The 17,196-nt window shown below is 49.3% G+C and carries 20 protein-coding genes; 4 read left to right on the top strand and 16 right to left on the bottom strand.

Annotated features, from left to right (window positions below):
• Window positions 1-236: 236 nt before the first annotated feature.
• From HY913_04585 to HY913_04565, 5 genes are all read right to left on the bottom strand, one after another.
• Window positions 237-1,622, bottom strand: a complete 1,386-nt coding sequence (locus HY913_04585; GenBank protein MBI4962532.1) for an ATP-binding cassette domain-containing protein — start codon at window positions 1,620-1,622, stop codon at window positions 237-239.
• Entirely contained in the window at window positions 1,609-2,508 is a 900-nt protein-coding gene (locus HY913_04580; protein ID MBI4962531.1) for an ABC transporter permease, read from the bottom strand. The genes HY913_04585 and HY913_04580 overlap by 14 nt, the downstream gene beginning before the upstream one ends.
• Window positions 2,505-3,263 (bottom strand): SDR family oxidoreductase, encoded by a 759-nt coding sequence (locus tag HY913_04575; protein ID MBI4962530.1) that lies wholly within the window; start codon window positions 3,261-3,263, stop codon window positions 2,505-2,507. The genes HY913_04580 and HY913_04575 overlap by 4 nt, the downstream gene beginning before the upstream one ends.
• A 2-nt stretch (window positions 3,264-3,265) precedes the next feature.
• Window positions 3,266-4,216, bottom strand: coding sequence for a dihydrofolate reductase (locus tag HY913_04570; protein MBI4962529.1), 951 nt, complete (start codon window positions 4,214-4,216; stop codon window positions 3,266-3,268).
• 84 nt (window positions 4,217-4,300) lie between these two features.
• Window positions 4,301-5,989 carry a glycosyltransferase gene (locus HY913_04565; protein MBI4962528.1) on the bottom strand — a complete coding sequence of 563 codons (1,689 nt, stop codon included), beginning with the start codon at window positions 5,987-5,989 and terminating at the stop codon, window positions 4,301-4,303.
• A 647-nt stretch (window positions 5,990-6,636) separates the two neighbouring features.
• Here HY913_04565 and HY913_04560 point away from each other — a divergent pair.
• The 4 genes from HY913_04560 to HY913_04545 all read left to right on the top strand — a co-directional run bounded on the left by HY913_04560 (window position 6,637) and on the right by HY913_04545 (window position 9,488).
• Window positions 6,637-6,966, top strand: coding sequence for a hypothetical protein (locus tag HY913_04560; GenBank protein ID MBI4962527.1), 330 nt, complete (start codon window positions 6,637-6,639; stop codon window positions 6,964-6,966).
• Between the two features lie 118 nt (window positions 6,967-7,084).
• Window positions 7,085-7,561, top strand: coding sequence for a hypothetical protein (locus tag HY913_04555; GenBank protein ID MBI4962526.1), 477 nt, complete (start codon window positions 7,085-7,087; stop codon window positions 7,559-7,561).
• Window positions 7,562-7,651: 90 nt separating this feature from the next.
• Window positions 7,652-8,431 carry a hypothetical protein gene (locus HY913_04550; protein ID MBI4962525.1) on the top strand — a complete coding sequence of 260 codons (780 nt, stop codon included), beginning with the start codon at window positions 7,652-7,654 and terminating at the stop codon, window positions 8,429-8,431.
• A gap of 19 nt (window positions 8,432-8,450) precedes the next feature.
• The gene (locus HY913_04545; protein ID MBI4962524.1) at window positions 8,451-9,488 is read left to right on the top strand and encodes a site-specific DNA-methyltransferase; all 1,038 of its coding nucleotides are present in this window, start codon (window positions 8,451-8,453) and stop codon (window positions 9,486-9,488) included.
• Window positions 9,489-9,625: 137 nt separating this feature from the next.
• Here HY913_04545 and HY913_04540 read toward each other — a convergent pair whose 3' ends face one another.
• From HY913_04540 to HY913_04490, 11 genes are all read right to left on the bottom strand, one after another.
• On the bottom strand, window positions 9,626-10,390 hold the full coding sequence (locus HY913_04540) for a hypothetical protein (GenBank protein MBI4962523.1): 765 nt from the start codon (window positions 10,388-10,390) through the stop codon (window positions 9,626-9,628).
• Window positions 10,391-10,460: 70 nt separating this feature from the next.
• Window positions 10,461-12,203, bottom strand: coding sequence for a hypothetical protein (locus tag HY913_04535; protein ID MBI4962522.1), 1,743 nt, complete (start codon window positions 12,201-12,203; stop codon window positions 10,461-10,463).
• A 53-nt stretch (window positions 12,204-12,256) separates the two neighbouring features.
• Window positions 12,257-12,925 carry a hypothetical protein gene (locus HY913_04530; protein ID MBI4962521.1) on the bottom strand — a complete coding sequence of 223 codons (669 nt, stop codon included), beginning with the start codon at window positions 12,923-12,925 and terminating at the stop codon, window positions 12,257-12,259.
• On the bottom strand, window positions 12,918-13,232 hold the full coding sequence (locus HY913_04525) for a hypothetical protein (protein MBI4962520.1): 315 nt from the start codon (window positions 13,230-13,232) through the stop codon (window positions 12,918-12,920). The genes HY913_04530 and HY913_04525 overlap by 8 nt, the downstream gene beginning before the upstream one ends.
• A 45-nt stretch (window positions 13,233-13,277) precedes the next feature.
• Window positions 13,278-13,649, bottom strand: a complete 372-nt coding sequence (locus HY913_04520) for a hypothetical protein (protein ID MBI4962519.1) — start codon at window positions 13,647-13,649, stop codon at window positions 13,278-13,280.
• Window positions 13,646-13,957, bottom strand: coding sequence for a hypothetical protein (locus HY913_04515; protein ID MBI4962518.1), 312 nt, complete (start codon window positions 13,955-13,957; stop codon window positions 13,646-13,648). The genes HY913_04520 and HY913_04515 overlap by 4 nt, the downstream gene beginning before the upstream one ends.
• Window positions 13,958-14,207: 250 nt before the next feature.
• A complete protein-coding gene (locus HY913_04510) occupies window positions 14,208-14,765 on the bottom strand; it encodes a C40 family peptidase (GenBank protein ID MBI4962517.1) in 558 nt (185 codons plus the stop codon).
• A 1-nt stretch (window position 14,766) separates the two neighbouring features.
• Window positions 14,767-15,120, bottom strand: a complete 354-nt coding sequence (locus tag HY913_04505; protein ID MBI4962516.1) for a DUF350 domain-containing protein — start codon at window positions 15,118-15,120, stop codon at window positions 14,767-14,769.
• 177 nt (window positions 15,121-15,297) lie between these two features.
• Window positions 15,298-15,975 (bottom strand): glycosyltransferase, encoded by a 678-nt coding sequence (locus HY913_04500; GenBank protein ID MBI4962515.1) that lies wholly within the window; start codon window positions 15,973-15,975, stop codon window positions 15,298-15,300.
• A complete protein-coding gene (locus tag HY913_04495) occupies window positions 15,972-16,556 on the bottom strand; it encodes a class I SAM-dependent methyltransferase (GenBank protein MBI4962514.1) in 585 nt (194 codons plus the stop codon). The genes HY913_04500 and HY913_04495 overlap by 4 nt, the downstream gene beginning before the upstream one ends.
• Window positions 16,544-17,086 carry a glycosyltransferase family 2 protein gene (locus HY913_04490; GenBank protein ID MBI4962513.1) on the bottom strand — a complete coding sequence of 181 codons (543 nt, stop codon included), beginning with the start codon at window positions 17,084-17,086 and terminating at the stop codon, window positions 16,544-16,546. Before HY913_04490 ends, HY913_04495 begins: the two co-directional genes overlap by 13 nt.
• Window positions 17,087-17,196: the final 110 nt, after the last annotated feature.

Raw genomic sequence — 17,196 nt, 5'->3', positions numbered from 1 at the left:
CCAACCGAGAGGTAGACTGAGTCGGGATGAACCTCCCAGGATTTCCAGAGCGAGGTTCGGATAATCATCAATGATGCGTTCTGTGAGCAATTCGATCTTATCGGGGCGATCGGAAAGTGCTGAGCCTGACATAGACGCCTCTTACGCGATCATGGACCGGACGTTAATCGCCAACTGATCTATCGTGCCCTGGGATTCCCGGCATCCCTCAATCTTCGGTTCAGTAGAACATGACATCATTCCTCGATGACACTGTCTTGCGAGAATTGCCATGTGCAGGTTTCGGCATATACCCCGAAATGGAGACTCGGTCCACCGTCCTGAAGCGGGCGCGGTGTCACTACTAATGGATCCAAAACCTTACGGTAGATGTAACCAGGCCCGTCGTGAATTGCCAGACAGGGCACGTATTGACCCGGAATGAGCGAAATCCTTTGAATGGTGAGCCGGCAAGTGATCAATCCCTCTCCATCGACAATAATTCTGTGACCACTCGAATCACTGTTGCAGGCCGTAAGCAGGGTTCCATCAGTTGACCAAAACGGAACCCCAATGGCTAGTCGTTTCGTTGGAGTGTGGAGGCGAAAAGACAAACGCAGGCACAGATCATCGAACATGCCTACTGAAGTGAAGCCGTCGATGCGGTCTGCGATCCAATCACATCGGATGTGGGAAATTCTCTGTGCATCGTGGTACTCGGGACCAAAGAGACTCTTCGGAACCCTCCCCCCATCGAAAAGAGCAAGAAAGCCGGGATCTTCAGGGAACGAGAGATCGCCGCGAGAATTAGTTGGCTGGTTACGGATCCCCGGCTCATACCTGCTCTCTACCATCCTCACCATTGCCTGCTGTGGTGGACCGTCAAACAGAATCTTCCCCCTGTTCAAGACAATGACCCTGTCGCAGAATCGTGTGACGGTGGGCATGGAGTGAGAGACCAGAATCAAGCCCACCTCATTCTTGATTTCGCTAATTTTTTCAAGGCATTTCTGCTGAAACTCGAAATCTCCCACAGCCAGGATTTCGTCTGCGAGTAGGACGTCAGGCTTTTGAAAAACGTGAATGGCGAACCCGAGGCGCACGATCATGCCTGAACTGTAACTTTGAACAGGCGAGTCGATAAACTTGCCGATGTCGGCAAATGCAACGATTTGGTCGAAGATCCGGTCAACCTGCTCCTTGGTCATACCCAAAATGGAGGCGATAATATAGATGTTCTCTCTGCCTGTGAGGTTCGGTTGAAAGCCGGCTCCGATTTCAATGAGCCCTGCCACTGTGCCCTTGATGGCTACCCGTCCTCGATCGGGCAGAAAAATGCCGTTGACGATTTTGAGGAGGGTACTCTTGCCCGCTCCGTTGCGTCCGATTATACCTAGTGTTTCCCCTCGTTTCAGCTCAAAGGATAGGTCATCGAGTGCCCAAAACTCACCGGCCTCAAGTCTATCAGTTTGTGAGGGAAGCCCAAAGAATTCCCTGAAAAGCCTCCTTGTCCCGTATTTCAACACGTCTTTCAGGGAGTAAGAGAATTTCTTGCTCACCCCTTCTACTTTGAGGATGACCTCCGAGTCTGCCGCCTCCTTTAAGTCTTTCTCGGTCGTGGTCGAGGGTCTAGAGCTTGTCATCGATCACGTGCTCCATGATGTAAAAAAGTCGTCCGACCGCAAACAAAAAGAGAACGGACAGGCTCGAAGTCAATAAGAAGAGACCAGGCTTCGACGGAATGCCCAGAAAAAGCGTTTCCCGGATGCCGTTGACGAAAGTGTTCATGAAATTGAGGCTGTTGACTGTTCCTATCAGTGCCTCATCTGGCATCATGAAAATCACGGAGGACACGAACATCGCGTACGTCAATGCTACATCGACCAGTTTCTGAACATCCCTGATTACCACGTTTACCAGTGATGCCAACATGGCAATACCGAGGGTCACACAGAGGAGTGGAATCAGAGCGGGAAGCAACAGAACCACCCCCAACGCCGAAGGGGCAAGACCACACCATAGCATGGCAAGCACGATGAGGAGGCTTCTTACAAGCGTTTCAAAGAATACGCGCCCCAGGCTCGAACATATGATGGCAATCTTAGGCACTCGGATTTTGCCCAACATAGCCTTGGACTCAAGCAGTTTGGACATTGCGAAGCTGATCCCATCTGAGAAAATTTTCCACACACTGAGTCCGACAAAAACGAATAGGACGTAGGGTATTCGGGTATCTCCGGGAAGCAAGACACCGATAGCACTCATAAAAAGATAAATAAGGACCGGGATCAGCGGCATGATGACGGACCACACAATGCCTAAGACGGATTGCTGATACTGCGCTTTGAAGTCCTTGAGGAAGAGCTGCCATATGAGAAAACGGGAGTTCAGGAGATCTCGCAAGAGGCGAGTCCATGCCTCGAATATTCCTGCACGGGAACGCATGTCCGATGTGTAGACCGTCCAGCCTTGGTCAACGGCGGAATCACCTGTGCGATCATTCGGACCTCTTCCTTGCATTGTGATCATTCCGTACTCAGCCTTGCCAAAGCCCCCCCATCAACCACAAGGGTCTGTCCTGTTATGAACGAGGCTTCCTCAGCCGAACCAAGAAAGCAAATCGCCTTTGCGATCTCTTCAGGACTACCTATTTTCTGGAGCGGCGTTCGTGAGGCGAGGCATTGCAGCCGTTCTTCAGCCGTCCCACCATCGAGATCGCGTTGCCTAAGACTTTCCAATATCATGGGGGTGTCTACGGCACCTGGGAGTACGCAGTTCACCCGTATTCCGTACTCGGCCAGTTCCAAAGCCAGAGCGCGAGTCAACGAAACTAGTCCTCCTTTTGAAGCTGCGTAGGCAGCCATCCCTTTGGTAGTTACTAGGGCATGAACCGACGCCACGTTTACAACGCTTCCGCTCGGGGCTCTTTTTAGAAGAGGCAGAGTTCCCTGCGTCAAGAGAAATGGTCCTGTTAGGTTAACCGATAGCACTCTGTTCCACAGTGCGAGAAACTCGGTTTCAGATCGCGAGTGAGGACAAACGCCCGCGTTGTTTACGAGCACGTCAACCATGTCCGTCTGAGCCTCCAGGTGTTGCAAAACTCGCTGTACGTCATCCGGACTGGCTATATCAGCCTGGATGAATTCAAGACCTTTCGGAGCCGGAGCAGGGAACGTAGGGAACATATCAACCCCAAAAACTCTGAACCCCTTGCGCAGGAACTCAGTGGCAGAGGCAAGTCCAATACCACTGCTCGAACCCGTGATGATGGCTGTACGCTGCATCGTCAACTTTCCTTTTCAAGCTCCTCCATAAGGTGGAGCAAAGTGCTTTCATGAATTCTGTCGGCGGTAGACGGATCGCCATTGGCGTTGTGTGGAGACAGGATCACATTATCCATTAATCGCAGCGAGCTGTCGAAGGGCAGCGGTTCCTCTTCAAAGACATCCAGACCTGCGCCCGCCAGCTTTCCTGAATGGAGAGCATCCACCAAGGCTGGCTCTTCCGTGACGGGACCCCGACAGGTGGAGATGAAGAAGCTGCCAGTCTTCATGAGGCCAAATGTGTGGGAGTTCATCAGATGGTAACTCGTCGGATTCAGATCGCAATTTAGACTTACAAAGTCCGATTCGGAAAGAAGCTCTGGGAGACTACAAGGAATAAGTCCTGTCTCGTCGAGGAATTTGATGTCGATGGGTGCAATGTCGTTGCCGACAAGGTTCAATCCGAATCCTCCAGCCCTTCGCGCCACAGCCTTACCGCAGTTGCCGACTCCCACAATACCTAGCCTTAGTCCCTTCAATGCGAAACACGTTCGTTTCTCCCAAATCCCAGTCCTGATGTCTTGGTCCTGCAGGTGCAACCCCCTGGAGAAAGCCAGTATGAAAGCAAAGACCGTGTCTGCTACGGGCTCACTGAAGGCACCCGGCGTATTTCGCACCGCAATACCGAGACTTAAGGCAGCCTCCTTATTTATGGAATCTATCCCCGTACCCCATTTTGAGATTACTCTAAGTCGGCGGGCACGTCTCAATACTGTCTCGCTGAATTGGTCATCACCACAAATGACCCCGTCATATTCCTCGATGATCGGAATGAGCGCCTCTTCCGAAAGTCTTTCTTGCACAGGGGCCAAATCCACATCCAGCCCGAGTTTCTCCATCCGCTCTGCGTACCGAGGGTACACTTTCTGAAAATAAGGAGCGGTGACCAGCACTCGCCATTTCTTTTTAGCCATAGAACGATCTCTGTTTGTCAATACTTCGGAAGCCTTGTTCATAGGGGGCCTAAAGACCCATGACTCGACATTGTGCTTACGCAGTTAGTGCGAGACCTTGATCTTCTCCAATCCAGAAGCTTTCATCGACTCTACATCTGGAGTATCTCCCCTCAGTTTATGAAGGTATTCGGCGATTTTAAAATCCAACTCATCGTCAATGTCCCAAGCCTCCTCTCTGGGAATTTGAAACATTAGAGGCCGTTCACCAATGCGTCTATTGAGTCGTCTCAATGCCTCAGCCTGAAACAGGTACATATTGGAATTCTCTTCGTATACGGGTTCCAGATCCTGAGTCCTCAGTAGCACCTGGGGATCGTGGTTGATCGCCTTGCCATCGCTGGTCCAAAGGCGCGTTTGAAAGGACGTAACCCCAAAAAGCGAATCGTATTCCGGCTGACCGAGGAGACTCTCTATTGCCCGAGTCACCGTTTCAGAACGCAGTAAGGGATTAGTGGCATGAGTTTGCAGATACCAGTCAGCCTTCACAAATCCTACGTCGTGAAGGAGAATGTCGGTCATTGGCGTCTTGTCAGAGCACAGGGGTTGAGGTCTATGTATGATTCTGACCCTTTTGAAGGCCCTTGGGAGTTCTTCCATAAGAAGTTCGGAGTTAGTGTTTACGTAAATCTCCTCAATATAAGGGCAATTGAGCAGTGTGGCCATGATATGCCAGTACAAAGGTTTCCCGTTGAAAAGTCGGATGTTCTTGTTGGGCACCCTTTTGCTGTCTGCTCGCATGGGAACCAACGCAACAATTCTGGGGTTACGTTTCTTGACCTGAGCTATCCTGGGCGCGGAGGATACATGCTGCTCTTCGGACCCACTGGAATTGTCCAAGAAATTGGGATAAAAGAACTGCATCTTGATACGCTTGCCCAATTCTCCCTTGATCCGGTATCCACTGAAAGTACCTGTGAACTGGTCCCAGCGCGTTCGCAGAATCTGGGTCGTAGTCATGCTCAGCAGCCCATCATGATAAGCAGCCACAAGGTCCGATAAGCAGTTGGAAGCATAAAGCCAAAACATTTCCAGAAGACCCAAATGGGATTCCGGAAAGATTCTTTTCAGCGCAATGGCTTCTCTCTTATAACGATTGAACCTCTGAGTGGAGGATTCATCGTGGACGTGAACGATTTCGGCCTCAGCGCAGTACGCTAAATAGAAGCCTGCTCCAACAATTCTTTTCGCCCAGGCAATATCCTCAAGGCCGGTCAGCTCTTCATCGTATGGGTATTCTTCCCACAATTCGCGGCGGATAGCCGCACAGGCGTTGTTGCAGAACGGGTCCTTCTTCAAGGGAACCGATGTATCGGGATATAGTTTTTGAAAAATGCGGTGCTCGAAATAGGCTGTCACCTCATCGCCTCGTTGCTTCCCATACACCAGCCCGACTTTGGGATCGGCAAACATCCCGATCAAATGCTGCAACCAGGTAGTGGAAGTGGGGTAAACGTGGGCACTGACAAAGACCAAGAATTCACCTCTGGCATTGCGGCATCCCAGGTTTAGTGCCCGCCCAAAGGAAAAATCCTCTGGCGCTATTCTCAGGATACGGACTTCGTAGTCGCGAACGATGTCCAGAGTACGATCCGCGGAGCCCGAATCGACTATTATTATTTCATAGTCTTTTCTGTCTTGCGCCAGTACAGCCTCAAGAAGCCTGCGTATGTGCCGGTCTTCATTGTAACATCGTATAATTATTGAGATGGTTGGGTCCGCCACACCAGTCACTTTGGACGCCTCAACATTTTCTGCCCTCTTTCACGCTCTAGACAACTGGATACCATTCCATTTCTCTCGGGAACCTTCCTAGGGAAGCCAATCCTTTCCAGATACGGGATTAGATCTATCTACGTGGTGCCCTAATTTATCTCCAGCAAGCCGCCTTCCTCTGTCATCACGCTTATTTTAGCATACCTTCCCATGAAAGTCCCCTGACAGGCGTACACGACCGGCTCCCTGGAGGATTTGAGCCAGCACCTTGTGGCAAACCTGCCCGCAGGTCCATCAAAGAGGCTTCTTGGTATCCACGAGCAGCGCGCACCGTCAGACGTAAGTTCCAACACGCTGAAATGCGGACCTCGTGGCAAATATGCCACGTGGGAGCCCTTTGAATTACAGCGCGTATCTTCCTCGTTTCCACCTGCCCATCTCCTCACGAGCAACATCCCCCTACGTGCATTTTCTTTCACAATTATCAGGTTCCAGAGCGTGAAAACGCGCAATCAGTGCTAGGAGTACTTACAGGGGCTTAAAGAGTATTAAGAGGCCTTTTGTGGTAAGCACACGATTATTTACTTGACAAGTATGAAGTAATTATGATATCTCTAGTATCTCAAGGAGAATGTAACATATCTTGAGGTTATGGGAGGCATCAAATGGTCAAGCGTGAGAAACTAACGGACGAGGAGATCGAAGTACTGTCTGAGACCCCGGCAGGTCAAAAAGCCCTAGCATTACTCGCAACCCTTGTCACCGATAAATTCATTTCGGGCCTTGTGGACGACGTGGCTCAACTCATCAGAGTGTACCTGGACGATGATCCTGAAAAACCTCTTGATGTTGACGAATTGCTCAAAACAGATGCTTGCAAGACGATAATGTGCTTTATCCTCTGCAATGTCGCTAATAACTTAGTAGCCCAAGGAAAGCTTGAAATGAGGGAAGAAGGTGGCAAGGGGCATTACCAGTGCTACCTGAAGAAATAAGGTAAAGGGGCACGCCTTACTCGGCAGGGTTCGGCATAACCAGTTTGCGGTGGGGTCTCTGCTTTCATCCTCCCCTTTTGACCCCTCCGCACTGTTTTCACTCTAAGGAGGTTAAGAAATGAACAAACAAGCAAGGGTCAACGCAGCACTGGAGGTATTCAGGGGAGAGCTGGAAGACTTGATCGTTCAGAATCCCCACTTGGACATGCCTTTCTTTGCCGGTGAGATTTCAATGGACGGCATGGCTGACGTCAATTGGCACCTTATCCATCTGCTGGTCCAGGATTTGATTGACAAGGGGCAGTTGCCAACGGCTCCAGAAGGATTTGAGGAGGGACCCTCTGGTGTAGGAGGGACTCCATTAAACGCCGGAGAGGAACGGAGGATCAAGGAGGCTATAGAATACCTGGAGACGGAGACTCCTCTCACGCAATTTGTCCTGGATGGGGCTTTCACAATGAAAGAGATTGTCGGGATGGTTGCTTTGTCATCCTCCATTGTCGTGGCAGATCATTGCACCCACATACTGGTTAAGCGGATGTACGACCAGGGCAAGATAAAGGAATACCCTGAGGGTTATCAGCGCGGCTATTAACGGTTCCGGCCCTGCTCCTGCTTGGGAATATCTCAGACAGGAGCGGCTTAGAGTCGAAACACTTATGGTGAAAAGGAGGCTGCGATAGCCATGACGATCAACAAAGACATTGGGCCACAAGTTAGAGCATACGCTCGATCGCTAGAACAGGAAACGGGTTGCAAGGTTTTATTCAGGCGCAAGGACTTATGGGCCGGTCGGGCAGGAATGCAAGCAGGCTCGGGAATATTCGCATGCGTGGATATTACCTGCAATCCGAGAATAGCGACAGTTTCCTATGACCCGACTCAGCAGGATAGAAAGACCATTCAACCAATGCTTGCCCATGAGGTTGGACACGGCTATTTGTGGTTCCGAGACGGGTTTTACTTGATGAATTGGAATGCATCGATTTCTCCCCGCATGAAAGAGTTGGGTCAAGGATGCCTCGATATGGTTATGGACATTGCTGTTGATACGCTAATAAAGAGAGACGGTTTTCATCCCTGGATGCCAAAACTTATCAAGAGAATGCAGGAGGCTATCAGTGTCAGAGCCAGGGGCGGGGTTTACGTTTCAAACTCCTGGGATGTAATATACGAGGTTCTACACAGGCGGCTTGCTCTGGAATATATGACCATTGAACATGATCAGATACCTGTTTTTGACCGGTATCTCCAGGTGTGCCAATCCAATCTGCCGTCCAGCATCATCGACGGGGTTGAAAAGCGGTTCAATCTAATTCAGGAACACAACATTTTTGATCCAGAGGGAAACAAGGCAGCAGTTGAGGCACTCCTGGACGTATTTGGTATTAAGGAACACTTCTGGTTTTGCACAGTGGATGAAGACCCGTATCAAGCCAGTGAACTGAGGAAAGGCATTAAGTAAGAACAAGGAGGATTTAGAGTTGCAAGCAGCACAAGCACAAAAAGACAGCTACGACACCTATTCAGGCTCAATTCTGTACCCGAGGACTGCGGCCTTCCACGGTATTGACTGCCGCCTCGGAATGCGTTGGTATGATGACGAGTCCATAGATAACTGCATTACAGATCCCCCCTTTGGTATCCGCGAGACCAAACTGAGAAAGGCCCATAACCGTAATTCTCAGCACGTGGTCGATGGTTACTGCGAGGCTCCCACTGATCCTGCTGAGTACCACGAATTTACTCGCCAATGGATGACTGAGGTCTGCCGTATTCTCAGACCCAGGGGCAGCCTTGTTGTCGTCAACGGTCGTACCCCGCTTGTCCACACCCTTGTCGTGGCCGAGGAACTCAAACTGAAGACGATCAACCATATCATTTTCAAGCGAGTCTTTGGTATGCCCACCACACGACACTTCAGGACTGAGCATTATCACGTCCTCTGGTTCTCCAAGACCGACAAGCCGACTTTTAACACTCATTGCAGGTTTGGCCCACAGGAAAAGGACGAGCATGGCCTCTCCTTGCTCTATCGGGACTTATGCAGCGTATGGACAGACATACCTGTGGAGTATAGACCTGAAGAGGAAAAGAATGAGAACAAGCTGCCTAACGCGCTGCTCAGGAAACTCCTCCTCTATTTGACCAAGATCGGAGAGATTGTGCTCGATCCATTCTGCGGCAACTACACCACTGCTTATGAGGCACTTGCTTTGGGACGCAGGTTTATAGGCTTTGAGGTCAATGCAAATATCTGGCACACACACCTGGCCGGTGAGGGCAAGGCTCTGAACGAAAAGAAACTTGGGTGGGATCTGCCTAACCTCAAACAGGTCCAAGTTATCAAACCAGCCAAACAAGGGCAGAGATGGGACCCAGACGAAGAGGCGCGTTTCTACGTGGACTATTTGGAGCTGCGCGCCGGTGGGATGAAAAAGGGCGAGGCTATTCAGGTGCTTTGTGAACGTTATGAGCGGGGCAGGTTCAGTCTGGATAGAAAGCTAAAAGGACTTGGTTGAGGCATGTACGAAATGCTTTCTGGTAGCGGCTTTGACTTAGACTATTTCGTCATAGAGACGATTTCTCTCTGGGGTGATACTGAGGTAGTCCAGGCATCGAAAGTCGCTGAAAATTTGCCGAGTCTAAGCACAGACGGCTATTTGTGGAACCATGAGACGCCATGACGACAGCGTGAATGGAAGGGCGGGAGGAACCCCTGCTTTTCAACAGCCTCTCTGCTGATGTTGTCTATGTCAGGTATTCTAGGAAATTTCCACGCCGCTACATACTCGCCAGGGTCTTCGATCTTCAGGTCTCTCTCTATCTTTTCCTTCGCCCTGTCAAAATAGACGTGAGTGCCAAGCATTCTGATACAGACAGGACAAGCGCGCTTGTCGTCAGGTCCTGTAATTATTCCTACCTTAACGCCATTCTCGTGGCCTAACAGGATTCCATCAGCGTGCCAAAAACGAGCGACGTGAACATCTGACATGCCCTCCCAGTAACGCTCCTGTTTAAGCATCCTTGTAAGACGTTCATTCAGATATTGGAGATCTATCGAGCGTGTGAGCCTGGACTCTTGCAGGTATTGCAACTGCCTCTGTATCTCAGGGTTGAGAATCCTGTTGGGATGGGTCTCAACGAAATTCTTGACCTGCCGGGCTTGAACCTGTGCCAGATAACGCTGATAGTCCTTGTCATAATCCTTTACATCCCCCGGCCTAAGAATCTCTTGCGCGTGAAGCATCCAGAAGGCGTGGGCATTCTGTTGGACGTTGACAAGGATTGCCTCTGCCTTGTCCCCAATAGCCTCAGAGACTTGTGGCCCAAGTTCATCAACTGTGGCTAGGAGGCTTTCGATCCTCGTTTCATCCAGGTCAAGAAACGCCTGGCGTAGCTCTTCGGCCCACTCACCAGACACCTCGTCCCATGCACCCCTCAGGAGGTGTTGGAGTTGGAGACTGTTTTTATGCCAGGGGGGTATGTCTGCTTTAGAGCGTATAATCTGTCTCATCTATTTCTGGTGGTTCGTAATTGTGACCGCGGTCTTCAATTCTGGTCAGGACATCAATTAGGGTTTTGGCATCGTCACCGGCACTGGACATATCAACTGTAGGCATTGGAGAATCATTGGCGATCTCGCCATGATCGTCTTTTTGCGTGGTTTGTTGGATCTGCTCAGGTGGTACGACTTGTAGATCACCGGCGTCGTCCACAGTGACACGGCCGTCGCGTACAAGAGCCATAAGAACAGCGAGAGGTATCTTGTTATACAACGCGCCTTCATATGGAGACCAATCGGTCCCGAAGGCTTCGTTACCCAACTGGATCAAGTGGTTCAGGCTTGGGCCTCCTGTTCTGGCCCACATGCCTGCACTCTTGTAAAAAGTCTCTTTGTCGCCTATTTGAGCGCCACGAGTCTTGAATCTCCAGAGCCGGACACCAAATTCGTTTTGCAGAAACTCTACGTTGACCTTCTCGTCAAACTCTTTTCTGATGGGGTCAAAGACTTGTGTCTCGGCTACTTCGAGACTTGCATACGACGTGGCATACGTATAATCGCTCGAACTTCCTATGAAAATTGGAGGCAGTCTATAAACCTTTCTGATAGCGTCTTCGGTGTGTTTGAGATAACCGGCGAACATGTATTCTTCAGTCCGGTCGTCTCTCATTTTGATGACTTCAGCGTTGGTGCCTGCTTTTGAACTACCTGTGTTGAGGTCAAGGTTGTATAGTTCAGGTTCTATCTGCACTATTGCAGGTTCGTTAAAGCAGGCAGGATCACGCCACTCCTCAAGAATCTTGCTAATGTGCCGGCGCGTACCCTCTGTCAGCTTGCCACCTTTAAGCAAGATCAGAAACGGCGGTATTCCTTGTTCCAGGCCATCATAATTTTTCCACCTCGCTAAATACCTACCTTTAACGTCTGTGATTGCACTGACCCACCGCGGTATCCCGTATGTATTGCCTGCAAAGGTTTGTCTGAACCACCATATTTCAGTGGCTCTTTCTTTGGGCTTATTGGTGTATCTTCCCGTTGTGGCGTCTAAAGTCCTTGGATCTCCAAATTCCTTGAACCAAACAAGTTTAGTCTTTGAGGCCCCCACAAGCCTTGCGAATCGTCTAAACTTCTTGGCCGTCTGAATGGTAATTATCTTGCCATTTCGGGGAATCTGTTCAGTGATCGGGGTCTCTTGATCGTCGAGCCGTGTAACCCTGACATAAGTGGATGGCAGATAGTAGAGACGCTCCACCTGTCCAGCTTTATTTCGTATGATCTCTACAAAGGCATTACCCGTGACCTCAACATCTCTCCTCAGTTTCTTGCGTAACGCCAGCCAAGAGTCATGTTCATTGACCCGGCTGAAAAAGTCTCGTAGCATTATCCATTGTGCTTTTGCCTCGCCTGTGTCTCTCTCCTGAGTATCATCGCCTGCAAACTCAAACTCGTGTTGCCTCTCACAGTTTGTAACAACAGCATCTATACAAGCCCACAGGACGTCACACTGCTCATAGGTGAGCCAGAGGTCTGGAAACGCGTAAGGAGGCTCCAATAGACCAGAGTTTGCATATAAGGAGGCGAACTGATCCTCGTCCTCATCGCTACCTTTACGGGGAAGGACAGCATCTTGCTTGCTGGTATATTGTCCCCTGCGCTGTGCGGGGCGGTGTCTGTAGGGATCTTCTTTAGGTTGTACCTGTATTAATTTGTGCTTTGCACTTGCTTTAGGCATACTAATTTCCTTGGAGGGATAAACAATTTCAATAAGAAAGACAGGACGTGTTTTTACGCTGTTTCAGGAAATGGCAGGTCCAACTTGACTGGCATTATCAGCATTGCGATACTATTCTTAATACCACCTGGTTTGATCTTTATTGCTACGACAGGGTCTTTGTATTCGGGTCTATACCAGAAGGACGCCTCCTTCCACCTCGACACTACAAAGTCATAATAGACGCTTTGAATCCTGAGTTTCTTGGGGTCAAATAACGACCTGAGACATACTAATTCGTGACCGGCAAATTGATCGATCTGAACAGCATAAGGCTCCAACTTGCGCCACACTGTGCTTTTCAGAACGCCTTGCCATTCCCATTTCAAGTCTGGAGGAATCTCTGTCTTGGTGTAAGAAAGGCCGGTGAGTCCATACGCGCTTATCAGGACGTGTGAGTTATAGAAAACATCCTTGTCTAAGAGTGCCGACTTGTACCACGGGCCTGAGGCGTTAAGCCTTTCGGCGTGATTTGCAGTCCTGTAGTCAAGAGGCACACCTATTTTGAGGGCCTCAACACCTCTGGATAGTTTCTCTGCCTTGCGTGTCCCTGCTCTGGTGAGTGAACCATCCTGTGTTACTAAATTCTCTGAGACACAGCGGTTAAGAGACCGGATACTCCACAATGGAGGCTTTCCTTGTAATAGGGTCAGCAAGTTTTTGTAGTCATCAATTTCAAGCATTAGCTATAGCCTCGTCCTCATCACACTCAAACTCCTCTGTTATTGACTGTGAGAATTGGGTCAGTTCGTCTTGGGGGGCCAGATAGACACTGTAATAGAGGAGATTCAATACCTCTGTAAGTTCCTCTTCGTCTAAGGGACGTGATAGCTTGAGTCCCTCTTGACCCTCAATATAGTTCAGGAGGTTATTCAGAGCGTATCCACACCGGAGTCGTCCAAAATGCTCCTCCACAGTTTCCAGCATGTCCTCAGGGTCTTCAGGAGGTTCAGAGAAATAAATTTGCCACCCACGTGATTGGTATGCCATTAAGTATTTACACTTTCCAAATGTGGTAAATTTTCCACAATTGGGTCACCACAACTTGTACCACGGCTTTGCTGCCTGAGTCGTCTTGTCCATTATTTTATTGTGCTGTTCCACAATGTCTCTCGTATCCAAGCCCCATCGCTGCCACTCCCTGAGACCATAGAGGATTCCTCTCAAGTCTTTATTCTTCCACACCACCGCGCCCTCAGACGGCGCTCTCCAGTTCTGGTCAGGCTTCAACTCAGTGGGTGGACTCAGATAGATCGTGTCTTTGTCTTTGTGTTGTCCCTGCTGCTCAATATCAACCCTCTGGGGCAACTGAGGCAGCGTAATTCTGGCACCACGAACGATCTCAGTTCTTGTGGCGCAGGAGGCAAGGAGCAGGAGAGATAGCAATAGAATAATGGCGTGCTTCATTTTTCGCGGGGACTGATCTTTAATTCATTGGGACGTATCTCACCATCTCTAAGATCAAGTGGTTTTCTGGACTCATAGTGCTTTATCAGTGTTTTGGTATTTTCCTGGCAGAATTGGTTAGCTTCTTCACAGTAGGCCCTGTCGTCCTCGCACTTCTTTACCTGTTCAGTGAGGGCAGAGACCTGGCGTTCGTAAGAGCCTATTTGGTACTTGAGGTATCCAACATAGGACACAAAGGCTACAAAGAGAGCCAATAGCAGGTATGCTTTTATAGGAGCAAGGTAGAGTCTGACAATTTTACCTATCATGGCCTCGTATCAATTCAGCGGTGGTGAAACCGTTTCACCACCTCTCTTGGAATGAGTATCTCTGAGAGCTGAAAATTATCAACTGTGAGTGAGCCATTTCAATTCTGAGCGACTTTCTGGTCCTGGGAGAGGCAGACTACCTGAGAGGGTCAGAGCGCAGCAAGAGGCAAATTGTGCCTCTTGAACCTTGGGGCAAATATACCCTCTCCAATTTTCGGGGGGCAACTTTTGCACCCCGATTTTCGGGTGGTCATTTTGACCACCCGATCTTGCCAGCCATAAGGTCAAGCACTCTTACGCCGGACATTTTGTGCAGCATTTTGGAGTCCTTTTTCAGACAGACCTTCATAAACTTGTTCTCTCCACTTGAGGCATGACTCATCCACAAGCCCTTGTCGCCCTCCACGATTCTTATCAGAGCGACGTGCCCGCTCGGTCGGTCAGCGCTTAGAGTGAAAAATATCAGGTCTGGAAAGCGTGCCTCGTGCCAGTCATTAAGGTTGTATCCAGGCCACGCTCCAAGGAACATTTTGAGACTCGTAGTCCTGACATAGCCAAGACCTGAGTGCTTTGCGATAAAATGGAGTGAACCCGAACAGTCCAACCCTTTACGCCACGCCTTCTTGTGTTCGTCATAGGTCAACACATCAGGATCAGACCCGCCCCAAACATACTCAGGCCCACGAGACTCCAATATGCCTACCCAAAGGTCTATGCGCTGGAGAATTTCTTGGATCTGCTTATCGTCAGCACTTGCAGGCAGACATATCAGGAGCAGGAGAATTACTATGGATAGAAGTCTCAACATATTAATTGGCGGCACTAATGACCTTGGCTATGGCGTAGAGAATGCCTGCAAATGTGATTGCTCCTGCAATTTTGCTTGACCCATCCCCACTGAACATTTCCTCAAACTTGAAATATGGCGTGAACAGGTCAACCAAAATAACACCTGCGATAAGGCTGAATATCCCATAGCAGGTCGAAAAACTGACCAGACCACCATAAGCGAGTTGGTTTGCATAAATGCTTTCAATACCGGAGGTCTTGAGGAGAATTGCAAGGGTCATCAGGAGCCAGATACCGAGTCCTGAAAGGTTCAGGGCATGGGTGAGCACAGACCTTTTGCCATTGCAGTTGCAGTTATTCAATTCTATCGCCATGAGAAACTCCATTTAGTAATTGATATTCAGAGACTTCGTCACGTGTAGCAGGTCTCATAGTAACGGACACACCGGCACCACAATGTTTGCCGCGCGGTGAAAAGGAACATTGAACCTTCGTGATTTCTCTCACCATCAAAGTCCCATCAATGACTACAAAGTCTTTTTCCATTATCGTTATGCCTTGTTATGTTGTGCTTGTATTGCGTTCCAAGCCCCGCGATCCTCTTCGAGCGACGGTAGCCCCAGGTCTTTTCGTTTCTGAACATTCTGGCTTATCCCGACATAATGATACACGTAGCAATTCGTTATTTTCAGTGTGCTTAATTTCCTTTTTCTGATCTGCTCGAAGACCCAATCATCCCCGAAGAATACTTGTAAACTGGTGGGAATCGCTTCAACACCGGCTCTCCTGATTGTAAATGCCCACCCCTCACGAACTAATTGTGTGACCACCACGGGGTCAGAATTGTGGCTCTTCACCTGCTGCGGGTAGTTGACTGTGTTAGGCACGACAAAGCCAGCGTCTGGGTAGGTCTGGAAGGTCTTCAGGACAAGACTGAAAAAGTTGTTGGGCAGTATCAGATCATCGTTCAAGATCGACAGAATATGGCATTGTGCCTCAGACATAGCCAGATTCCAGCTAGCGTTGACCCCTCGGTTAGTCTGTTGGGGCAAGTACCTTACGTTCAGGTCTGAAAACCCTTCGCATATATCTTGAACGCCATTTCCAGTGCTGACACCATTATCTACCACCAGGACTTCCTGAGGGTGAACACTATTGGATCGAACGGTCGTCAGCAGACCTTTGATCCACTTCCTCTCTATAACGGGAATAGCGAGACTGATATTCATAATGCACGTCTCTCACAGGCAGCAGGTGCTGAAATAGGACACTCCTCCTGTGGAAGACAATACGTAGTCTTCCATCCCGACGATTCAAGTTCCTTGACGATCCTTAGTACTCCTGGAAAGTGCGAGGTCGCGTCGTGAAAGATCAGTGTCGCGTCTAGGCGCAATTTGGGCCAGAAAGCAAGCAGTACCTTATACGTCACCTCAAGGGGGTGAGTCCCGTCACAGTCAATATCATAATGCATCAAACTTATGGATTCGTCAGGTATTAGTGGTGCAACCTCTTCAGCCTTCTGCTGGTAAATAACGACTCCTGGTACTCCTGACAGTTCAAGGGCCTCATGCTTAGGAAAAGGGTCTATCAGTATCAACTGCCAGTCCTGAAAAGGTTGCAAGGCGTCCAGTAGGATTCTTGCGCTGCAACCATATCGAACCCCCGCTTCTACCACCGTCGTGAATGCGCCTCGTTTCTGGTTTTCAGCAGCAATCTTTCTTGCAGCAGACTGATAAAACCGCGAATAAGGGGCCATATCGACAGCCATAGGGAGGTCAGTCCAATGAGTGTGGTGTTTTATTTCTTGCATCTGTTCTTAACTGCCTGGCTGTAGCAATTGTTAGCGCCCCAGTTGTGAAAACTTTTACTGGCGTGCTGTTCGTAAAAGGATTCTTCTTCAGAAATTTGCTCACTATTCAAATACCAGGGCAAATGACGTGCCACGTATGGAAAGCCTGTTCGTATGCCTTGCAATGAAAATATCTTGAATTCAGGGTACAACGCGAATGTGGTGTCAACATAGGCACTGTAAATAGGCACCCCATCCAATTCACCTATCTGCTTTTGCCAATACTGACTCTCCCATTCCTGAACCATGCTTCTCAAAGCATAGTGGTCCGGCAGATCGTCAATTCTGAGTCCAAGACCTATCTTGTTAGGACTGGCGAATGTCTCAGCGGCTCTGAGCAAGAATTCAATGAGGTCTTTGGGGCATCCTTCTGTTGGGACAATATCGGAGTCTGTGTAGACAAAGGGAGGTCTGACGAGTTTCTTGGCGTCTCCCCAGATCCATAGTGCTTTCGATCCTAGGTTCTTGCCGAGTCTTACAACATTCACCATACCTTCTAATGTCTCATAGTATTCAAGAAGAGGAATAAATGAACTATCATTGTCTAGGACAGTGATATTCCGATATTCAGCCTCAAGTAACCACGTGATCAACTGACACA

It is taken from the genome of Desulfomonile tiedjei, assembly GCA_016212925.1.
Classification (GTDB): Bacteria; Desulfobacterota; Desulfomonilia; order Desulfomonilales; family Desulfomonilaceae; genus JACRDF01.
This window is presented reverse-complemented; position numbering and strand designations above follow the sequence as displayed.